Consider the following 17,398-nt stretch of genomic DNA (forward strand, 5'->3'; position numbering starts at 1 on the left):
TAGGCTTAATCACCAAAAAAATGAATGATTATTTGTTGAAATCACCAAAAGTATTTAAAAGAATGTAACAGTGATTGTAACTTTGTTGACAACGATTACATTCGGTGATATAATAGCTATGTAAGAATCAAGGAAACGTTTTCTAATGAAAACGATCCGTTACGGAGGTTATATATAATGAAAAATTCTAAGCGTGTTATTGCCGGTGCAATGGCTCTCTTGTCAGCAGTGAGCGTAGCTTCATGCGGTAGCTCATCAGGCGGCGATTCAAGCAGCTCTTATGTTGATAAGGTAAAGGTAGCAAGCACCGACGATATTGCTACTATCCCTGATGGTTCGGAAAAGGAGTTGGAGTGGCTTTCTTATTTTGACATAAACCCAACTAAGAAAGAGCCGGAAAAGAGAACTGACCTTACTCTTTTTGAGGAAAAGGGCGGTAAGATCAAGTATTCTCAGACTTCATCAATGAACAAGTATGATAAGCTCGCAGCAAGACTTATGTCTAACAATCCACCGGATATGTTCTGGTATGAGCAGTCTATGACATTCCCTGCAAACTGTATCAAGGAAATGTTCCAGCCTGTTGATGATATCGTTGATTTCGATAGTGCTATGTGGAGCGATGTCAAGGACGTTGCAGAGCAGTTCACTCTCAACGGCAAGCACTTTGTTGCACCTATCAACTTCCTGCCAGGTTCTGTTATCACATATGATAAGTCTATGATAGACGCTGCTGGTCTTGATGATCCATATGAGCTTTATCAGAACGGCGAGTGGGATTGGAACGCATGGTATGACATGATGTCAGAATATGTTGAGGGCGCTGCTGCTGACGAGGAGAGATACGGCATAAACGGTTGGTTTGCTCCATTTATCTTCCAGTCAACAGGTAAGACCCTTATCACATATGACGCTGATAAGGACGAGTATGTTTCAAATCTTAACGACGCTGACTTTGTAAGAGCATCTGATATGCTTTATGATATCGCAAAGAATGGTATGTACTATCCTGATTGGGTAGGACAGGCAGGCGACGCATTCAAGAAGAATATCCTCTTCTATGCAATGGGTCCATGGGCTTCTACCGGTACACATTCACCAAAGGACGGCGACAATTGGGGCGTAGTTCCAATGCCAAAGGATCCTAACTCTGATACGCTTTATACAACTATCGACATGAATGCGTATATGTGGGTAAAGGGTTCGACAAAGAATGACGCTATGAAGTGCTGGCTCGAGTGTGCAAAGATAGTTTATACTCAGGATACATATAAGGATATCGAGAAGGAGAAGTTCTTTGTAAACAATCCTAACTGGACAGAAGATATGTATAACGTAGCTTACGTTGACCTTGTTACAGACAAGTTCACTAAGATATTTGACCCTGGTTATGGCATCTCCACAACTCTGTCAGATAATGACGCTGCAACAAATGATACTAAGGAAGCTGTTATTCCTTACCTGTATACTTCAGTTATGAAGACAGATGAGAATGGCTCACAGTATACGTGGACACAGCTCAAAGAGCAGTATAAGGGTACTGTTGATTCAGAACTTAAAACTCTCAACGATCAGTATCACGCATATTTGGAAAAGAATAAGTAATATTACTTGCCATATAAAGACGGACGGAATTTATTTCGCCCGTCTTTTTTTGTTGTAATGTCAGAAAAAATGTGATATAATCAGAGAGTACATTAAGATTTAATTAATAAGATTTAATTAAGAATTATGTTGAGCTGTTTTTAAAGAATGTGGCTTATAATAATAAACGTAAAAGAAAGGATCGTGCCGATATGGAGATAAAGGAGCCTGTAATCCTTGTTGTAGATGATGATAAAGATATAGTGGGAGCTATCGCAAAACTGCTTGAAATGGAGGGCTATAAGGTAATAAAAGCCTATGATGGTCTTGAGGCTTTGGAGAAGCTCACTGAGAACAGCATACAGCTTATACTCATTGACGTCATGATGCCTAAGCTGGACGGACTTTCTACAATGATGAAAATAAGGGCAACAGAGAATATCCCTATACTTGTGCTTTCCGCTAAATCTGAGGATACAGATAAGGTGCTTGGGCTTTCAATGGGCGCTGACGATTACATAACAAAGCCTTATAACCCTATGGAGCTTGTGGCAAGGGTAAGAAGCAACCTGAGAAGATATATGCAGCTTGGCGCTATCGACACGGCAAACAAAACGGATATTATAGAAATAGGCGGTCTGGAGCTTGACACTCAGGCAAAAAGCTTAAAGGTTGACGGAGAACCTGTCAAGCTCACCGCCACGGAGCTTAAAATTCTTGAGCTTCTTATGAAAAACGCAGGCAGGATATTTTCTGCCGAGGAGATCTATTCTAAAGTGTGGAATGAGGACGCTTATGCCGTTGAAAACACGGTAATGGTACATATTCGTCACATCAGAGAGAAAATAGAAATAAACCCTAGAGAGCCGAAATACTTGAAGGTGGTGTGGGGAATTGGCTACAAAATCGAGAAAATTTGAGCAGGCAGAATGGTTTAAGATATTCTCAGCTAAAAAGATGAGAATTATAGCATTTGTGCTTGCCTGCGTTATTGCAGGTGGCTTTTGCTTGTCTTTGGTGCTTTATGCTAACAGCCATGCCGACAGCAGCAGTAAGTCTTATCTTAAATCAGAAAGCTATAAGCTGGCTTCCAATGAAATGTATGAGGAACTGTGCGTTACAGCTTCGGCTTATCTCAGATATGTTGATGAGGATCGGAATTACACCCAGTCTAGACACTTGCTCAATGACTATCTGAATTATCTTGATTACAACCGCTATAAATACAAAAAAACAGAAAGCGGTATCCAGCTTATTGATAGTCAGTTTGATTACTATGTGGGGATTACTCAAAATGGCGAAACAAGATATCTGTCAAATATAAAAGATATAGAAAATTATGACAGCGAAACGGATAAGATAAAAGCTTTTAAATCGTCGCACAAAAACTATATACTCCGCCGTGATAACGAGGTCATGAGCGACAGAACTTCATCAGGACAGATAGTTGACTACTATTACAATACAGCGGAGTATCAGGATAACGTGACAGAAGAGTTTTATGCCGACAATCTTGTGCCCGTAGGAGGAAGTTATTATGATAACTACGGCAGATATTTTTACAATTACGGCAATTATGATCCAATCGCTTTCTATAATGTAGACTCAAGATATAATGTTATTAAAGGTCTTGATTTGAAAAACGGTCTGAAATATTCCGACAGGCTTGAAGATGAAGAAATTGGTGACGATTATGACACTGATGACGGCAATGAATACTATGACTATGACAACGGCATATATTATTATGAGGACGATTACGGAAACACATGGGCAAAATGTGAAAACCTCTATGACCTGCCTGATTACAAAGCGACAGACAATGACGATTCAGGTATAACGGTATTCTTTGCACCGAAAGCTGAAAAGCTTACGGCAATGGAAAAGGAATACACCGAGGCTTTGAATGATATGTATCGTGCCAAGCTTTTTGTGATCGTTTTTGGCGTTATTGAATTTATGCTTGTGTGTTATCTGCTCCTGATCTGTGCATATAATGCAGAGCCTGAGAGCGTTGAACGCTGGAAGCAAGGCAATTTTCTAAAAAAAGTGCCTACGGAAGTTTACCTTATCCTAATGGTACTGGCTATTACATTTGCTTTTGTATTTGGCGCCTGCTGGAATTATTATGTGAGCATCACAAAAAATATTTTTGACAATGCTTTGGCTAATTCCGTTTTCAGAAATATACTTGCTGTAGCTTTGTTTGCATTGGCATATTTTGCAGGCTTCGGCTCGCTTATGGAGTTTGTTGGCAAGATAAAGACAAGAAGCTTATTCAAAGAAAGCCTTATTTGCAGATCATGTAAGTTCCTATGGCGCAAGTATAAGGAAACCTCCCTCTATCACTATTTTCATGGACTTCCGCTTGGTGTGAAACTATCCATAAGAACGATAGCTATAGGCGTTATACTGTTTTGGGAATACGCTTATTATTCCAGTGCAGAATCTGAGCTGTTCTTGCTTGTTGTGGCTTTGATACTGATTGTGTTAGATATCCGTGACTTCTCACAGCTTTCAAAGCTTAGCAAACAGATAAACTGCCTTGGAGAAGAAAAGCCTTATGAGGGCAAGATAAGAAAAACTTCGCCTGTGTATGCTGAATCTGAAAAACTCAACTCAGTTCAGGATAAGGTGAGAGAGTCGGTGGAGCAGCAGATACAGTCTGAGCGTTTGAAAATAGAGCTTGTGACAAACGTTTCACACGACCTGAAAACACCGCTGACTTCCATTATCAGCTATATCGACCTGTTGAAGAAAATGGACCTTGACGATGAAGCTTCGAGCTATGTGAAGATACTTGATAAAAAGGCGCAGAAGCTCAAAGGCATTGTGTCTGACGTTTTCAGCATAGCAAAAGCCACAAGCGGCGTTGATGTAAACCTAACAAAGCTTGATTTTGTGATGCTGTTAAATCAGTGCATCGCAGACGCAGAGGACAAGATAGCTGACAGTGGCAAGATAGTAAAGATAAACATAAATGCCGACAGCGCAATGGTAATGGGCGACGGCGACAAGCTTTACAGAGTGTTCCAAAACATTGTTGACAACGCTCTGAACCACTCTATGGACGGCACAAGGATATTCCTTGATGTGTACAAAAAAGCGGACAGAATAGTATTTGCCGAGAAGAACATTTCGGCAACGCCGATAAACTTCACAGAGGAAGAGATACTTGAAAGATTTGTGCGAGGGGATAAGTCACGAACAGACGGCGGAAGCGGTTTGGGATTATCCATATCAAAGAGCTTCACGGAAGCCTGCGGTGGTATCTTCAATATCGAAATAGATGGAGATATGTTCAAGGCGATAGTCGAAATGCCGATAATTCAGGAGGATACGGCAGAGAAAACCGATGACAAAACGGAATAGCGTAAATAATAAAACGGTGGAGAATGACAAACACTCTCCACCGTTTTTACATATACGCAATTACTATGCGTGAGATAAAATATCTGCGTTATTTTATCCCCTTTACCTTATACCCTGCGTCCGTTACCGCCTTAGAAAGCACCTCGTCAGCCACGTCCTTGTCAAGTGTGATGTAAGCGCACTTGTCCTCAAGGGAAACATCTGCTGTAACGCCGTCTATCGCATTAAGCACCTTCGTTACTGTGCCTGTGCAGTGTGAACACATCATGCCGTCGATCTTCATTACCTTTTTCATTTTTCCGTCCTCCGTTTTAGTATTTATTTCAGCCTTTGCGGCTTTGTTTTCTCTGCCACTTTTAAAAAGATTGAGCCTTAACGCATTGGTCACAACGCAAACTGAGCTTAAACTCATTGCCGCTGCACCGAACATAGGATTGAGCTTCCAGCCAAGCAAGCCGTAGAATACTCCTGCCGCCAGCGGAATACCAAGCGAGTTGTAAATAAGCGCCCAGAAAAGGTTTTCCTTGATGTTCTTCATAACGCTCCTGCTGAGCTTGACAGCCGTAACAGCATCATTCAGATCGCTTTTCATTAGCACGATATCAGCCGACTCGATAGCAATATCCTGTCCTGCACCGATAGCTATTCCAACATCTGCCGTTGTAAGGGCAGGAGCGTCATTTATTCCGTCGCCTATCATGGCTACCTTTTTGCCCTGCTCCTGCAATTCTTTGATTATCGTAGCCTTGTCCTCAGGCATAAGCTGTGATCTTACCTGTGAAATGCCAAGCTTTTTCTGTATTGCTCTAGCTGTTTTCTCGTTGTCCCCTGTGAGCATTACAGTTTCAATGCCTGCCTTTTTGAAGCCCTCTATAGCCTCTGCACTTGTCTCTTTTATCTTGTCTGCAATGAACAGAATGCCTGCAAGCTTGTTGTCGATCGCTACATAAAGTGGTATCTCACCATTGTCAGCATGAGCGTGGGCGGTTTTTTCTGCCGCTAAAACGTCAACTCCGCTGTTATCCATAAGCCGCTTGTTACCGATAAGAACGTTTCTGCCCTCAACAACAGCCGATATACCACCGCCTGCTGTTTCTGTGTAGCTTTCAGCAGGGGAGAGTTCAATGCCATTTGTCTTGCAGTGGCCTGTAACAGCCTTTGCAAGTGGGTGTGATGAACCGCTTTCTGCCGAGCCACAAAGCATTTTAAGCTCTGAAACATCAAAATCACCAAACGCTTGCGCTGAAATAAGCTCAGGCTTGCCTTCTGTGCAAGTTCCTGTTTTGTCAAGAACAACAGTGTCAATGCTGTGAGCAGTTTCAAGGCTTTCAGCGGATTTTATTAGGATACCGAACTGTGCCGCTTTACCTGTTCCTACCATTATTGCAGTGGGCGTTGCAAGTCCCAATGAGCATGGGCAGGATATAACAAGCACTGATATTGCCATGTTAAGAGCAAATGCGAAGCTATAGCCAAGTAGCAGCCATACTGCCAGTGAAATAAGAGCTATCGTTATAACTATAGGCACGAACACAGCGCTTATCTTGTCTGCAAGCCTTGCTACAGGCGCTTTTGAAGCGGAAGCGTCCTCAACGAGTGCGATTATCTGTGAAAGTGTTGAGTCTTTAGCTTGCTTCTCACACCTTACCTTAGCAAAACCGCCAGTCGATACGCTTGCACTCATAACTCTGTCACCCACTGCCTTGTCTACAGGTATGCTCTCGCCTGTGAGTGCAGATTGGTCAACAGTGCAGTTCCCATCAATAAGAACTCCGTCACATGGCACAGACCAGCCAGCTTTGAGCAGGAATACATCTCCCACCATTACGTTCTCCGCAGGAACTTCCATCTCCTCGCTGTCACGGATAACAACTGCCGTCTTAGGCGCAAGGCTCACAAGCTTGTTCACAGCATTAGCCGTCTTGTCTTTTGAGCGAGCCTCAAGATATTTTCCCACAGTGATAAGTGTGAGTATCATGCCGCATGACTCGTAATATAGATTCATCATATACTCATGTGCTGAACCAAGGTCGCCCCTGCCCATAAAGTAAGCCATTCTGTAAGTGCCGTAAACACTGTATATGAATGAAGCCGCCGCACCAAGAGCTATAAGGCTGTCCATGTTAGGAGAGCGGTGGATAAGATTTTTGAAGCCGTTTGAAAAATAGTGAAAGTTTATTGCAATGATAGGCACTGTGAGCAAAAGCTGAGTGAGTGCATATATCATCATGTTTTTGTGCCCTGCAAAAATAGGGGGGAAAGGTATGTTCGCCATGTGTCCCATGCAAATATAGAACAGCGGTATCAAAAATCCCACAGACCACCATAGGCGTTTCTTCATCTTTTTACTTTCGTCCTGAGCCGCCGCAACAGGTGATGCAGTTTTGTTTTCTTTGTCGCCTATCTCGCTTGCTCCATATCCTGCACTTTCAACAGCATTTATGACCGCCTGAGCGTTAGTTACGCCCTCGTCAAGATCCACCGTCATTTTGTTTGCAAGCAAGTTCACGTTTACGTCCATCACGCCATTGACCTTACTCACAGCCTTTTCCACATGAGTCTGACACGCTGCACAACTCATGCCAGTTACATTGAATTTTAACTTTTTCATAGATATTTGCCTTTCTATTTAAGCTTTTTCATAAGCTCTAATACTTCATCGACAACTTCAGTGTTGCCGCTTTGTATCTCCTCTGTCATACAGGTCTTCATATGTTCCTGCAAAATAAGATAGCCGAAGCTTTGCATTGCACTTTCAACCGCTGCAACCTGAATGAGTATATCTCCGCAGTAGCGGTTATCGTCAAGCATTTTGATAATGCCGTTTATTTGTCCCGAAACTCTGCTTAGCCTATTCTTTAGCTGTTTTATTTCCTTATCATCACGGGGAGTGTGCTTGTGCCTGCAAGTATCACAGCAGCCGCATGACAGTTCTTTATCATTTCTGTTGTCCATGTTTTTTTGCCTCCTTACTATATCAAATACCCTTATGGGGTATCTTTTGCGACATATATATTATATACCCCTTATGGGTATTTGTCAACCATTTTTTTTATATTTTTTTGCACGAAGCAAAAAAATATCCGCCCTCCCAAAAGGAAAGCGGATATCAATTATTCAGTTAGTAGCCGTAATACCCAGTGTCATAGCTGTAGTTGTAAGCATTTTCTTCCTGATACTGCTTGATAGCTTCGTCAATGTTTTTACAACTGCCGTAAACTATATATTGAATGAACGCAGAGTTTGCGGCAAAGTCCGGATTAAGCACGTCCATGCTATAGATGACTTCGTTTGTGAAATAGCCGTCAGCAGGTATTCTAAGCTGCTGGATATCATATTTCATATAGTCAAAAGCATTGAGGAGCAGATTTGCGATCTCACCATCAGTAAGGTCTGTGTTTATCTCAGGAAGGACTTTGTTCAGAAGCTTGTCAAGCTGAACAAGACTGAGCTTCTTGGATTCGGTTATGATCTCTGAGATAACACGTCTTTGACGTTCGGTACGCTCATAGTCGGAATTTCCTACATATCTAAGTCTTGCAAACGCAAGTGCCTGATTTCCGTTAAGATGAAGCTTTACCTTATCCTCATCACTCTTGCCCGCAAATATGTCGTTGCTTATATAGTCAGTGCCTTTCTTATTTTTAAGGTATTTGTTCTGTTCGGCCATCGGCTTCTTCATGCCCTCGGCTTCAGCCTTTGACACTTCCATGTCGATACCACCTACAGTCTCAACTATATCTATAAACGAGTAGAAATTCACTCTTGCGTATCTGTCTATCTGGATACCGAAATAATCCTCAATACACTGTTCAAGATACTCACAGCCACCGTGCCAGTAAGCGCTGTTGAGCCTGTTGCCCTCGTCAAACTGCGCCATGTAAATGTACATATCACGCATAAGGGAGGTCATTGTAATAGTCTTGTTCTTGGTGTTTATGGAAATTATCATCATAACATCAGTATTTCCACGGCTCTCCTCTTCTGTATCACGGATATCCTCGCCAATGAGCAGAATGTTCGTTACGTCCTCGCTGGATATCTTGGAGGATTGCTTTTGTAGCTGAGCCTTAAGCTCGTCCTCTTTTTCCTTTGCGTCAAATGTATCCGCCTCACTTGTAAGCTCGCTGGAATTTATAGGCGCTTTGCCTGAATTTATCTTAGTGTCTTTAGTTCTGTCGAGCATTCCTGTGTAGTGGAAAAACAAACCTACGATAATGGCAATTATAATAATGAATACTACAAATATTATTCCAAGAGCAATACCCGTCTTTTTCTTCTTGCTCCAGCCTTTTTTCTTTTTTGGCGTCTTATCCTGCTTTGGATCAGACTCATGTATCGGATCAGCTTTCTGCTGTTCCTTTGAGGGGATAGGTATGACCCCCGTAGGTCCGTTTGAGTTTGAAGCATCAAGTATCTTTCTATTTTCTATTGCATTGGATATTAGCGACTGTAAATCCTTATCTCCCTGAGTGTTGGAGGTGTTCTTGTTGTCGTTGTCCATAAAATAAACCTCGTTTCCGATTAAAGTCAGCAAGCCGGAAGTCTATAGCTCGTTTAAGCATAATACAATAATAGTATATACTATTTTACCTCAAATTACAACATAAATTTCGTACGAATTTGACTTTAAAATTACCTCTATTTTTATAAAATCAAATAAAACCGCTTTAATTTGCAACAATTTTACAAGAGATTATTGCAGCTATTTGATAATTTATAAAAAATTCAGAGAAAAATAGAAAAAACACTTGCCTTTTGTATAAAAATTTGTTATGATATTAGTAAGAGCGAAAAGGTGAGTTGTGTCCACATGATCTCACCTGATTTTTTTGTGTTTTATTTTTGATATATGGAGGAAAAATGATATGCCTACAAAATATGTCTTTGTAACAGGCGGTGTAGTATCAGGTCTTGGAAAGGGCATAACCGCTGCGTCACTGGGAAGATTGTTAAAAGCAAGGGGCTACAGCGTTACCATTCAGAAATTTGACCCGTATATAAATGTCGATCCAGGCACAATGTCACCTTATCAGCATGGTGAGGTTTTCGTAACTGACGATGGTGCGGAAACTGACCTTGATCTTGGTCACTATGAGAGATTTATCGACGAAAATCTTTCTATCAATTCAAATGTTACCACAGGTAAGATATACTGGACAGTTCTTAATAAGGAGAGAAGAGGAGATTATCTTGGCGGCACAGTTCAGGTCGTTCCTCATATCACCAACGAGATAAAGGATCGTCTTTACAGAGTAGGCAAATCAACTGACACAGATATAGTTATCACAGAGATCGGCGGAACAGTTGGCGATATCGAGTCCACACCATTCCTCGAGGCTATCAGACAGGCTTCTATCGAGCTTGGAAGAGAAAATTCCGTATTTATACATGTGTGCCTGCTGCCTTATATCTCAGGCTCAAAGGAGCTTAAATCAAAGCCTACACAGCATTCCGTAAAGGAACTGCTTTCTATCGGTATCCAGCCTAATATCCTTGTTCTTCGTTCTGAAATGGAGATACCAGAGGATATGAAGCAGAAGATAGGTCTTTTCTGCAACGTAAGAGCAGAGGACGTTATACAGAATCTTACAGCACCATCACTTTATGAAGTGCCTCTCTGGCTTGAAAAAGAGGGCCTTGCAGATGTTGTTTGTCATCATCTTAAGCTTGAGTGCAGACAGCCAGACCTTAAAGAGTGGCAGGAAATGATAGGCAGAGTTCATAGCTGTAACAAGAAAGTAACTATCGGTCTTGTTGGCAAGTATGTTGAGCTTGAGGACGCTTATCTTTCCGTAGCAGAAGCTCTCCGTCACGGCGGTTTTGAGAATAGCGCAGAAGTTGATATCAAGTGGATACAGTCTGAAAATCTCAATGAGAACACTGTAGCTGAAATGCTCCACGGCTGCGACGGCATAATCGTACCGGGCGGTTTTGGTGACAGAGGAATCGAGGGCATGATCGAAGCTATCAAATATGCAAGAGAACATAAGATACCAATGTTCGGTATCTGCCTTGGTATGCAGATGTCTGTTGTTGAGTTCGCAAGACACGTTGCAGGACTGGAAGGGGCAAATTCTTCCGAGTTTGGTGACACTCCATATCCTGTTATAGATATCATGGATTCACAGAAGGATATCACAGAAAAGGGCGGCACGATGCGACTTGGCCTTTATCCATGCAAGCTTGCAGACAATTCAAGATGTGCTGAGATCTATTCAGCACCACAGAATCTTATCCGTGAGCGTCATCGTCACCGTTGGGAGTTCAATAATGAATACAGAAAGCTTCTTGAAGATAAGGGTCTTATGCTTGCAGGCCTTTCACCTGACGAAAAGCTTGTTGAGATAGTAGAGCTTCCAAAGAATGTACACCCATGGTTCGTTGGTGTTCAGTTCCACCCAGAGTTCAAGTCAAGACCAAACAGAGCGCACCCTCTGTTCAGAGATTTCATCAGAGCTTCTATTGAGTATTCTGAGTTTGGCGAGAAAATATAATAACATATAGTTTTTATCAAGGACAGATGATTTTTTCATCTGTTCTTTTTTTGTGTAAAAATGCAAAACGTGCAGGAAAAATGGCGTAAATATGTATGATTTGAATAAAAGTCATTGACCTTTTATGTGATGTATGATATAATCGTATTAAGTGGAGTAAAAGCTGACAGGTGGTGAGGGTTTGTTAAAAGATCTTGAGAAACCAATAGAGTATCTAAAAGGCGTTGGGGAAAAACGTGCCGAATGTTATGAGAAATTAGGCGTAAAGACAGTATATGACCTGCTTTGTCATTATCCAAGAAGTTATATTGACTATACCTCGCCTGTTCCCATAGCCGACGCACCAACTAACGAGCCTTGCATAGTAAAGGGCAGAGTAGTTAAAAAGCTCCCTGAAGCCCGTATCAGAAAGGGTCTGTCAGTGTACAAAGTCATTTTTACCGATGATGTCACCGACCTTGTAATAGTTATCTATAACAGCGAGTATATGTATAAACAGCTTGAAGTGGATAAAGAGTATTACCTCTGCGGCAGGATAACAGGAAACCTTGTGCGAAAAGAGATAAATTCTCCTGTGATACTTTCTGCCGATACTGAAGATAAAGTCCAGCCTGTCTATCACCTCACAGAGGGTCTTAGTCAGCAAATGCTCAGAAAAACAGTAAGGCTCGCCCTGAATGTTTTTAATAAGAATATCTATGAGCCGCTGCCAAAAAGCATAATGCAAAGGTATAATTTCTGTTCTCTTGAATATGCTTTGGAGAATATACATTTTCCAAAAGATATGCACACCTGCGAGCTTGCGAAAAATCGCCTTGTCTTTGACGAGCTTCTTGTTTTGCAGCTTGGTATGCAGCTTATGAAAAGCCGAAGCCGTGAAAAAAGCGGCTTTGTGCTGAAAACGCAGGATATGGACAGTTTTTATAACGCTCTGCCTTTTATCCTTACAAACAGCCAGCAAACCGCTATAGAGGATTGTATCAGAGATATGCAGAAAGAACAGCCTATGAACAGACTCGTTCAGGGCGACGTTGGCTCGGGTAAGACCGCAGTTGCGGCAGGAGCGGCATATTTTGTGTATGAAAATGGCTGTCAGAGCGCACTAATGGCGCCTACTGAGATACTTGCAGAACAGCATTATGAAACCTTGAAAGGCTTCCTTGAACCGCTTGGCGTAAAGGTGGCACTGCTCACAGGCTCTATGACCGCAAAACAGAAAAAGCTTGTGAAAGAGGGGCTTGAAAACGGTGAATACGCCGTTGCAGTGGGAACACACGCTCTTGTTCAGCAGACAACGAAGTTCAAAAAGCTTGCCCTTGTCATAACAGACGAGCAGCACCGCTTTGGCGTTGGACAGCGTGCGGCACTTGCTTCAAAGGGTGAAAATCCCCATAAGCTTGTTATGTCAGCCACGCCTATCCCTAGAACTCTTGCCCTTATGATATACGGCGACCTTGATATTTCTGTACTGAAAGAGCTTCCTAAGGGCAGACAGCCCGTTGAAACATATGCCGTTACAGGAAAGCTTCGCGAGCGTGCTTTTAACTATGTGAAAAAATATCTTGACGAGGGCAGACAAGGTTATATAGTCTGTCCGATGATAGATGAAAGTGACATGGACTTGCAGGACGTTAAGACCTATGCTAAAAAGCTTTCTCAGGGTACGTTTAAAGATTACACTGTGGGACTTCTTCACGGCAGAATGAGCGGTGCTCAGAAAGAACAGGTCATGAACGACTTCAAGGAGCATAAAATAGACCTGCTCGTTTCCACAACAGTTGTGGAGGTAGGAGTTGACGTGCCTAATGCGGCAATAATGGTAATAGAAAATGCCGACAGATTTGGTCTTTCCCAGCTTCACCAGCTTCGTGGTCGTGTGGGAAGAGGTAAATATAAATCAAGTTGTATCCTCATTACAGACAACGTGAATGAGGAAAGCGTGAAAAGGCTTAAAATTTTGGGCAAGACTAACGACGGCTTTAAGATATCTGAGGAAGATCTTAAACTCAGAGGTCCCGGTGACTTTTTCGGAAGCAGACAGCATGGCCTTCCTGCATTGAAGATAGCGGATATGTCACAGGATATGGATATACTAAGAAAAGCACAGGAAGCCGCACAGCTTATCAGAAACGCAGACCCTAAACTTGAGCGTACAGAAAATATGTATCTAAGAGAGCTTGTGGATAAACTCTTTGATAAAACTATGTCAGATAATTGAAAGATGTAAAGTTTGAAAACTTTATCGTGTAATATGAGATGTAAAGCATAAAGACTTTATAAGTAAAAGAATAAAGCGGAGGTAATTATGGAGGCAATAAAATTTTTAAAGTACATTCTGTCGAGAATTGGGATAATGATCGTTCTTACGCTGTTTTCAGCCTTTGCAGGCATTGTGCTGATACCGGCTCTGGTTACGGTCTTTCCGTCAAGCACATCTGCTTTCAAAAGCTTTATGACAAATAGTAATGTAGACTCATTTATAGGCTTTGCGGTCATGCTTATATTTTTCTTAAGACTTTTTTATGACGACGGAAAACGCCATGCCGCATATGAAAATTGGAGCTGGGTCAATATTACAATAGTGTATCTTCTTATGCTTCTAGTGTATTTTATTCCTGCAATATTCAGGGATTCATTCAGTCAGGAGGGCAAGGGAGATATCTTCTATAAGGTGCTTTATTATCCGTGTATATGGCTGAATGAAGGCGTGGGCATGAACTACCTTGTAAGCGTGATCCTCGGCATAGGACTTCTTCTTGCAGCGGCCTATTGTTTCTATCTGATAGCCTATAAAGTGTATGTTCATAAGCATCCTGTCATTCTCAAAAGTATGAAATCTTTTAGTGCGGGCAAGACAGATAATAAAGTATAAATTGTATTATTTGAACATAAATTAGAGTATTTACTATCAGAAATCTGTATGAACTCGCTTTAAATGTTAAATACTATTTAAAATGTTAGTTTAATTATTCTATTTGTACAAATTCGATAAATTTGTGAAGATTATTTTGTAAATAAATTAACGCTTAAAAAGCACTCAATCACTTGCGAAAAGATGAAAATAATGTTATAATTATAAAAATGCGTTTTGTGTATTTTTAAAGTTTTTTGTTATGAATGCACAAAATGTATAAATAAGTGGAGGTGTATCTACATATTATGAAGAAATTTTCCTATGTTGCTAAGGATACCTCGGGAAAAACCATAAAGGGTATCTATGAGGCTGAGGATGCACAGGAAGTACTGGACAAGATCCACGAACAAGGTCTTTTCTGTATAAGTTATACAGAAGCATTGGGCGGTGCAGGCAAACAATCTGTGCACAAGTTCAATACTAAGGAACTTGCTTTCTGCTGCCGTCAGCTTGCGGCAATGATGACATCGGGTCTTACCATTGTTAAAGCGCTCGACATTCTCTATAAGGAAGAGGAGAATAAGGGTGCAAAGGATGTTTGGAGAAGCGTTTATGACGATGTTCAGAAAGGTCAGAGCTTTACCGAGGCCCTCGATACAAGAAGAGGAAGCTTTCCGGACTTTTTCATCTCAATGGTAGACGCAGGTGAGACCTCAGGTACGCTCGATATGACAATGCAGCGTCTGAGCGATTACTATGCAAACTCAAACAAGCTGAACAATAAGGTAAAGAGTGCGATGACTTATCCTATCATACTTGGCGTTCTTTGTATCGTCATGGTAATCGGTATGTTTACGTTCATCATGCCTATATTTGCAGGTCTTATGCCAGAGGATCAGATGCCTGCACTTTCTAAGGCTCTCTTCTCATTCAGTGACTTTTTCAAGGCAAAATGGTATATCATTCTTATCGTGGTCGTTGCTTTGATATTCGGTTGGATATACGCCTTGAAAGTACCGTCAGTCAGACTTAAATTTGACTACATAAAGATAAAGATGCCTGCCGCCGGAAAGCTTATGGTAAAGATCTACGAGGGTCGTTTCGCAAGAACTCTTTCATCACTTTATTCAAGCGGTATCCCAATGGTAGAGTGTCTTGAACGTTCGTCAAGAATACTTGGAAATGCTTATGTTGATAAGATGTTCATTCAGGTAGTTGATGAAGTTAAGCAGGGCGCACCGCTTTCAGCGTCACTTGCAAAAACAGAGATATTTGAAGGAATGTTTACTTCCATCATCTATGTCGGTGAGGAATCAGGTGCTCTCGATGAGATCCTTGAGAAAACTGCTGACTACTATGAGGAAGAAGCAGACGCAGCCGTTACAAGACTTGTAGGACTTATGGAACCATTGCTCATCGTATTCATGGGTGTTGCGATCGGTCTTTGCCTTGCGGGTATCTTCCCACTGCTCTACGGTTCATTGTCAGGTCTGGAAAACTAAGGGTCTGCATTTTATGTTCGTTAATTTTAAATATCTCCTCTCCTTTAAAACGGAGAGGGAAGATATTTGTTTTGAAAAATAATTTAAGAGGTGAAGGAATAAATGCTATCATTTGATATTTCTGATAGACAAATCAACATTGTTAAAGGTGATAACTCCTCTAACAAGATAAGGATCGAGAGATCTTTGCAGGTAGACGTTCCTGAGGATATGATCCTTAATGGTGAGGTCATCAACCTTTCAGGTCTGTCTGAGTTACTGCTCACTCAGATCAAGGCTGAGGACATGATGGATAAGGACGCTATCGTTACTTTTTCATCGAGCAATATCGTATTCAAGGAGCTTGTAGTTCCAAAGGCAAAGGGTAATGAGTTCCTGCTTATGGTACAGAACCATATGAGCCAGGAAATGGGTATCACAGATGAGTATTCTATCTCATATACAGTAGTAGGTGAAGCAGGTGAGGATAATCCTGGTGCAGTGAAGGTACTTGCAACAGCTTGCCCTAGTACGATAGTTGAAAGCTACAGAAAGCTTTATAACATTATGGGCATGAACCTCAGATCTGTTAACATCGGATGTAACTCTATCGCAAGAATCGTTCTTGCTGACAAGTCCAACATGGAGAAAATGCCACTGTTGGTTTGCCAGATCGATAAGAACTTCCTTGGTCTTACACTTTTTGAGAATGGACAGATGGCATTCGCCAGATACGTTCCTATCTCAGAAGAAGATTATGATTCTGACGATTATATCACTGAAGCTCTTAATGAGAACATCTTCAGAATGGAGCAGTTCAATAAGGCAAGAGGAGGTTCAGGACTTGAAAATGTTATTCTCTATGGCTTTATCGAGGACTACATCAAACTCGTTGACGCTCTTGACGGTCTTGATATAAAGGCTTCCGTTCTCGGTGTGCCTGCTCAGATCACAGGTTTCGAGAACTTCGAGTTTACAGTATTCGCTAATGCTATCGGTGCTCTCTATAAGAGAAACAAGGCTACAGAGAAGATCAACCTCCTCGAAGTCGATCAGTCCACAGGTAAGGGCGGCAACAGCGGAATGGGTTCGCTGCTCATGACAGGCGGTATCTTCGCTGCGGCAGCCGCAGTGCTTATCGCAGGTGCAACACTTGTTATTAATCTCAGGAAGAGTTCTATCGAGAAAGATATAGACAAGACTAATGATAAGATAGCTGTTTGCAATGAGAAGATCGCCCAGAACCAGATACTTCACAATAAGATGAAGATCATGCAGGATTATTCAAACTATGTTACATCAGCAAATGCAGCTCTTGAAACACTTCCGGTCGTGTCAAGTGAGATGTTTGACGATATCAAGGAAGCTCTTGGCTCTTTCAAGTATGAAGGCTTTACATATAACCTTGAAGCTGGTACAGTAACACTTACTAAGGTTGAGCTTGATGATCAGTCAGATGTAAAAACAGCAATCGATGCCCTTGTGGGTACAGGACTCTTCCAGGAAGATGTAGGATACAACGGATATTCGATCGGTGAAGACGGCAGCTCAGGCGTAACGCTTGATTCGCTGACACTTTATCTTAAAGAAGAGGGCGAGGGTGAATAATT

The 17,398-nt window shown here is 41.6% G+C and carries 11 protein-coding genes; 8 read left to right on the forward strand and 3 right to left on the reverse strand.

Translation table 11 applies throughout. The features are described 5' to 3' along the window. Nucleotides 1–177 precede the first annotated feature (177 nt). The 3 genes from RBI_RS11465 to RBI_RS14280 all read left to right on the forward strand — a co-directional run bounded on the left by RBI_RS11465 (nucleotide 178) and on the right by RBI_RS14280 (nucleotide 4,956). Nucleotides 178–1,605 (forward strand): ABC transporter substrate-binding protein, encoded by a 1,428-nt coding sequence (locus tag RBI_RS11465; protein ID WP_022286787.1) that lies wholly within the window; start codon nucleotides 178–180, stop codon nucleotides 1,603–1,605. A 191-nt stretch (nucleotides 1,606–1,796) separates the two neighbouring features. Continuing rightward, nucleotides 1,797–2,504, forward strand: a complete 708-nt coding sequence (locus RBI_RS11470) for a response regulator transcription factor (RefSeq protein WP_081856051.1) — start codon at nucleotides 1,797–1,799, stop codon at nucleotides 2,502–2,504. Next, the gene (locus RBI_RS14280) at nucleotides 2,479–4,956 is read left to right on the forward strand and encodes a sensor histidine kinase (protein WP_051706877.1); all 2,478 of its coding nucleotides are present in this window, start codon (nucleotides 2,479–2,481) and stop codon (nucleotides 4,954–4,956) included. Before RBI_RS11470 ends, RBI_RS14280 begins: the two co-directional genes overlap by 26 nt. Before the next feature lie 88 nt (nucleotides 4,957–5,044). Here RBI_RS14280 and RBI_RS11480 read toward each other — a convergent pair whose 3' ends face one another. The 3 genes from RBI_RS11480 to RBI_RS14285 form a co-directional block, all read right to left on the reverse strand. Then, the gene (locus tag RBI_RS11480; RefSeq protein WP_041337279.1) at nucleotides 5,045–7,567 is read right to left on the reverse strand and encodes a heavy metal translocating P-type ATPase; all 2,523 of its coding nucleotides are present in this window, start codon (nucleotides 7,565–7,567) and stop codon (nucleotides 5,045–5,047) included. A 14-nt stretch (nucleotides 7,568–7,581) separates the two neighbouring features. Continuing rightward, nucleotides 7,582–7,911: a metal-sensing transcriptional repressor gene (locus RBI_RS11485; protein WP_022286791.1), complete on the reverse strand. Its 330-nt coding sequence runs from the start codon at nucleotides 7,909–7,911 to the stop codon at nucleotides 7,582–7,584. A 166-nt stretch (nucleotides 7,912–8,077) separates the two neighbouring features. After that, nucleotides 8,078–9,460 carry an LCP family protein gene (locus RBI_RS14285; protein WP_051706880.1) on the reverse strand — a complete coding sequence of 461 codons (1,383 nt, stop codon included), beginning with the start codon at nucleotides 9,458–9,460 and terminating at the stop codon, nucleotides 8,078–8,080. A 364-nt stretch (nucleotides 9,461–9,824) separates the two neighbouring features. Here RBI_RS14285 and RBI_RS11495 point away from each other — a divergent pair, with 364 nt between their 5' ends. The 5 genes from RBI_RS11495 to pilM all read left to right on the forward strand — a co-directional run bounded on the left by RBI_RS11495 (nucleotide 9,825) and on the right by pilM (nucleotide 17,396). Further along, nucleotides 9,825–11,453, forward strand: a complete 1,629-nt coding sequence (locus RBI_RS11495; RefSeq protein ID WP_022286793.1) for a CTP synthase — start codon at nucleotides 9,825–9,827, stop codon at nucleotides 11,451–11,453. Between the two features lie 181 nt (nucleotides 11,454–11,634). Beyond that, nucleotides 11,635–13,671 carry an ATP-dependent DNA helicase RecG gene (recG, locus tag RBI_RS11500; protein WP_041337280.1) on the forward strand — a complete coding sequence of 679 codons (2,037 nt, stop codon included), beginning with the start codon at nucleotides 11,635–11,637 and terminating at the stop codon, nucleotides 13,669–13,671. Nucleotides 13,672–13,758: 87 nt separating this feature from the next. Next, nucleotides 13,759–14,325: a hypothetical protein gene (locus RBI_RS11505; RefSeq protein WP_022286795.1), complete on the forward strand. Its 567-nt coding sequence runs from the start codon at nucleotides 13,759–13,761 to the stop codon at nucleotides 14,323–14,325. A gap of 287 nt (nucleotides 14,326–14,612) precedes the next feature. After that, entirely contained in the window at nucleotides 14,613–15,809 is a 1,197-nt protein-coding gene (locus RBI_RS11510; protein ID WP_022286796.1) for a type II secretion system F family protein, read from the forward strand. Between the two features lie 102 nt (nucleotides 15,810–15,911). Then, nucleotides 15,912–17,396: a pilus assembly protein PilM gene (gene pilM, locus RBI_RS11515; RefSeq protein WP_041337281.1), complete on the forward strand. Its 1,485-nt coding sequence runs from the start codon at nucleotides 15,912–15,914 to the stop codon at nucleotides 17,394–17,396. The last annotated feature ends 2 nt before the right edge of the window (nucleotides 17,397–17,398 follow it).

The organism is Ruminococcus bicirculans (ex Wegman et al. 2014) (assembly GCF_000723465.1).
In the GTDB taxonomy this organism is placed as follows: domain Bacteria; phylum Bacillota; class Clostridia; order Oscillospirales; family Ruminococcaceae; genus Hominimerdicola; species Hominimerdicola aceti.

Excerpts from the sequence above, each read along its gene's own strand:
- RBI_RS11465 (WP_022286787.1), top strand. The coding sequence starts at position 178 with ATGAAAAATTCTAAGCGTGTTATTGCCGGTGCAATGGCTCTCTTGTCA.
- RBI_RS11470 (WP_081856051.1), top strand. The coding sequence starts at position 1,797 with ATGGAGATAAAGGAGCCTGTAATCCTTGTTGTAGATGATGATAAAGAT.
- RBI_RS11480 (WP_041337279.1), bottom strand. The coding sequence starts at position 7,567 with ATGAAAAAGTTAAAATTCAATGTAACTGGCATGAGTTGTGCAGCGTGT.
- RBI_RS11485 (WP_022286791.1), bottom strand. The coding sequence starts at position 7,911 with ATGGACAACAGAAATGATAAAGAACTGTCATGCGGCTGCTGTGATACT.
- RBI_RS14285 (WP_051706880.1), bottom strand. The coding sequence starts at position 9,460 with ATGGACAACGACAACAAGAACACCTCCAACACTCAGGGAGATAAGGAT.
- RBI_RS11495 (WP_022286793.1), top strand. The coding sequence starts at position 9,825 with ATGCCTACAAAATATGTCTTTGTAACAGGCGGTGTAGTATCAGGTCTT.
- RBI_RS11505 (WP_022286795.1), top strand. The coding sequence starts at position 13,759 with ATGGAGGCAATAAAATTTTTAAAGTACATTCTGTCGAGAATTGGGATA.
- RBI_RS11510 (WP_022286796.1), top strand. The coding sequence starts at position 14,613 with ATGAAGAAATTTTCCTATGTTGCTAAGGATACCTCGGGAAAAACCATA.
- pilM (WP_041337281.1), top strand. The coding sequence starts at position 15,912 with ATGCTATCATTTGATATTTCTGATAGACAAATCAACATTGTTAAAGGT.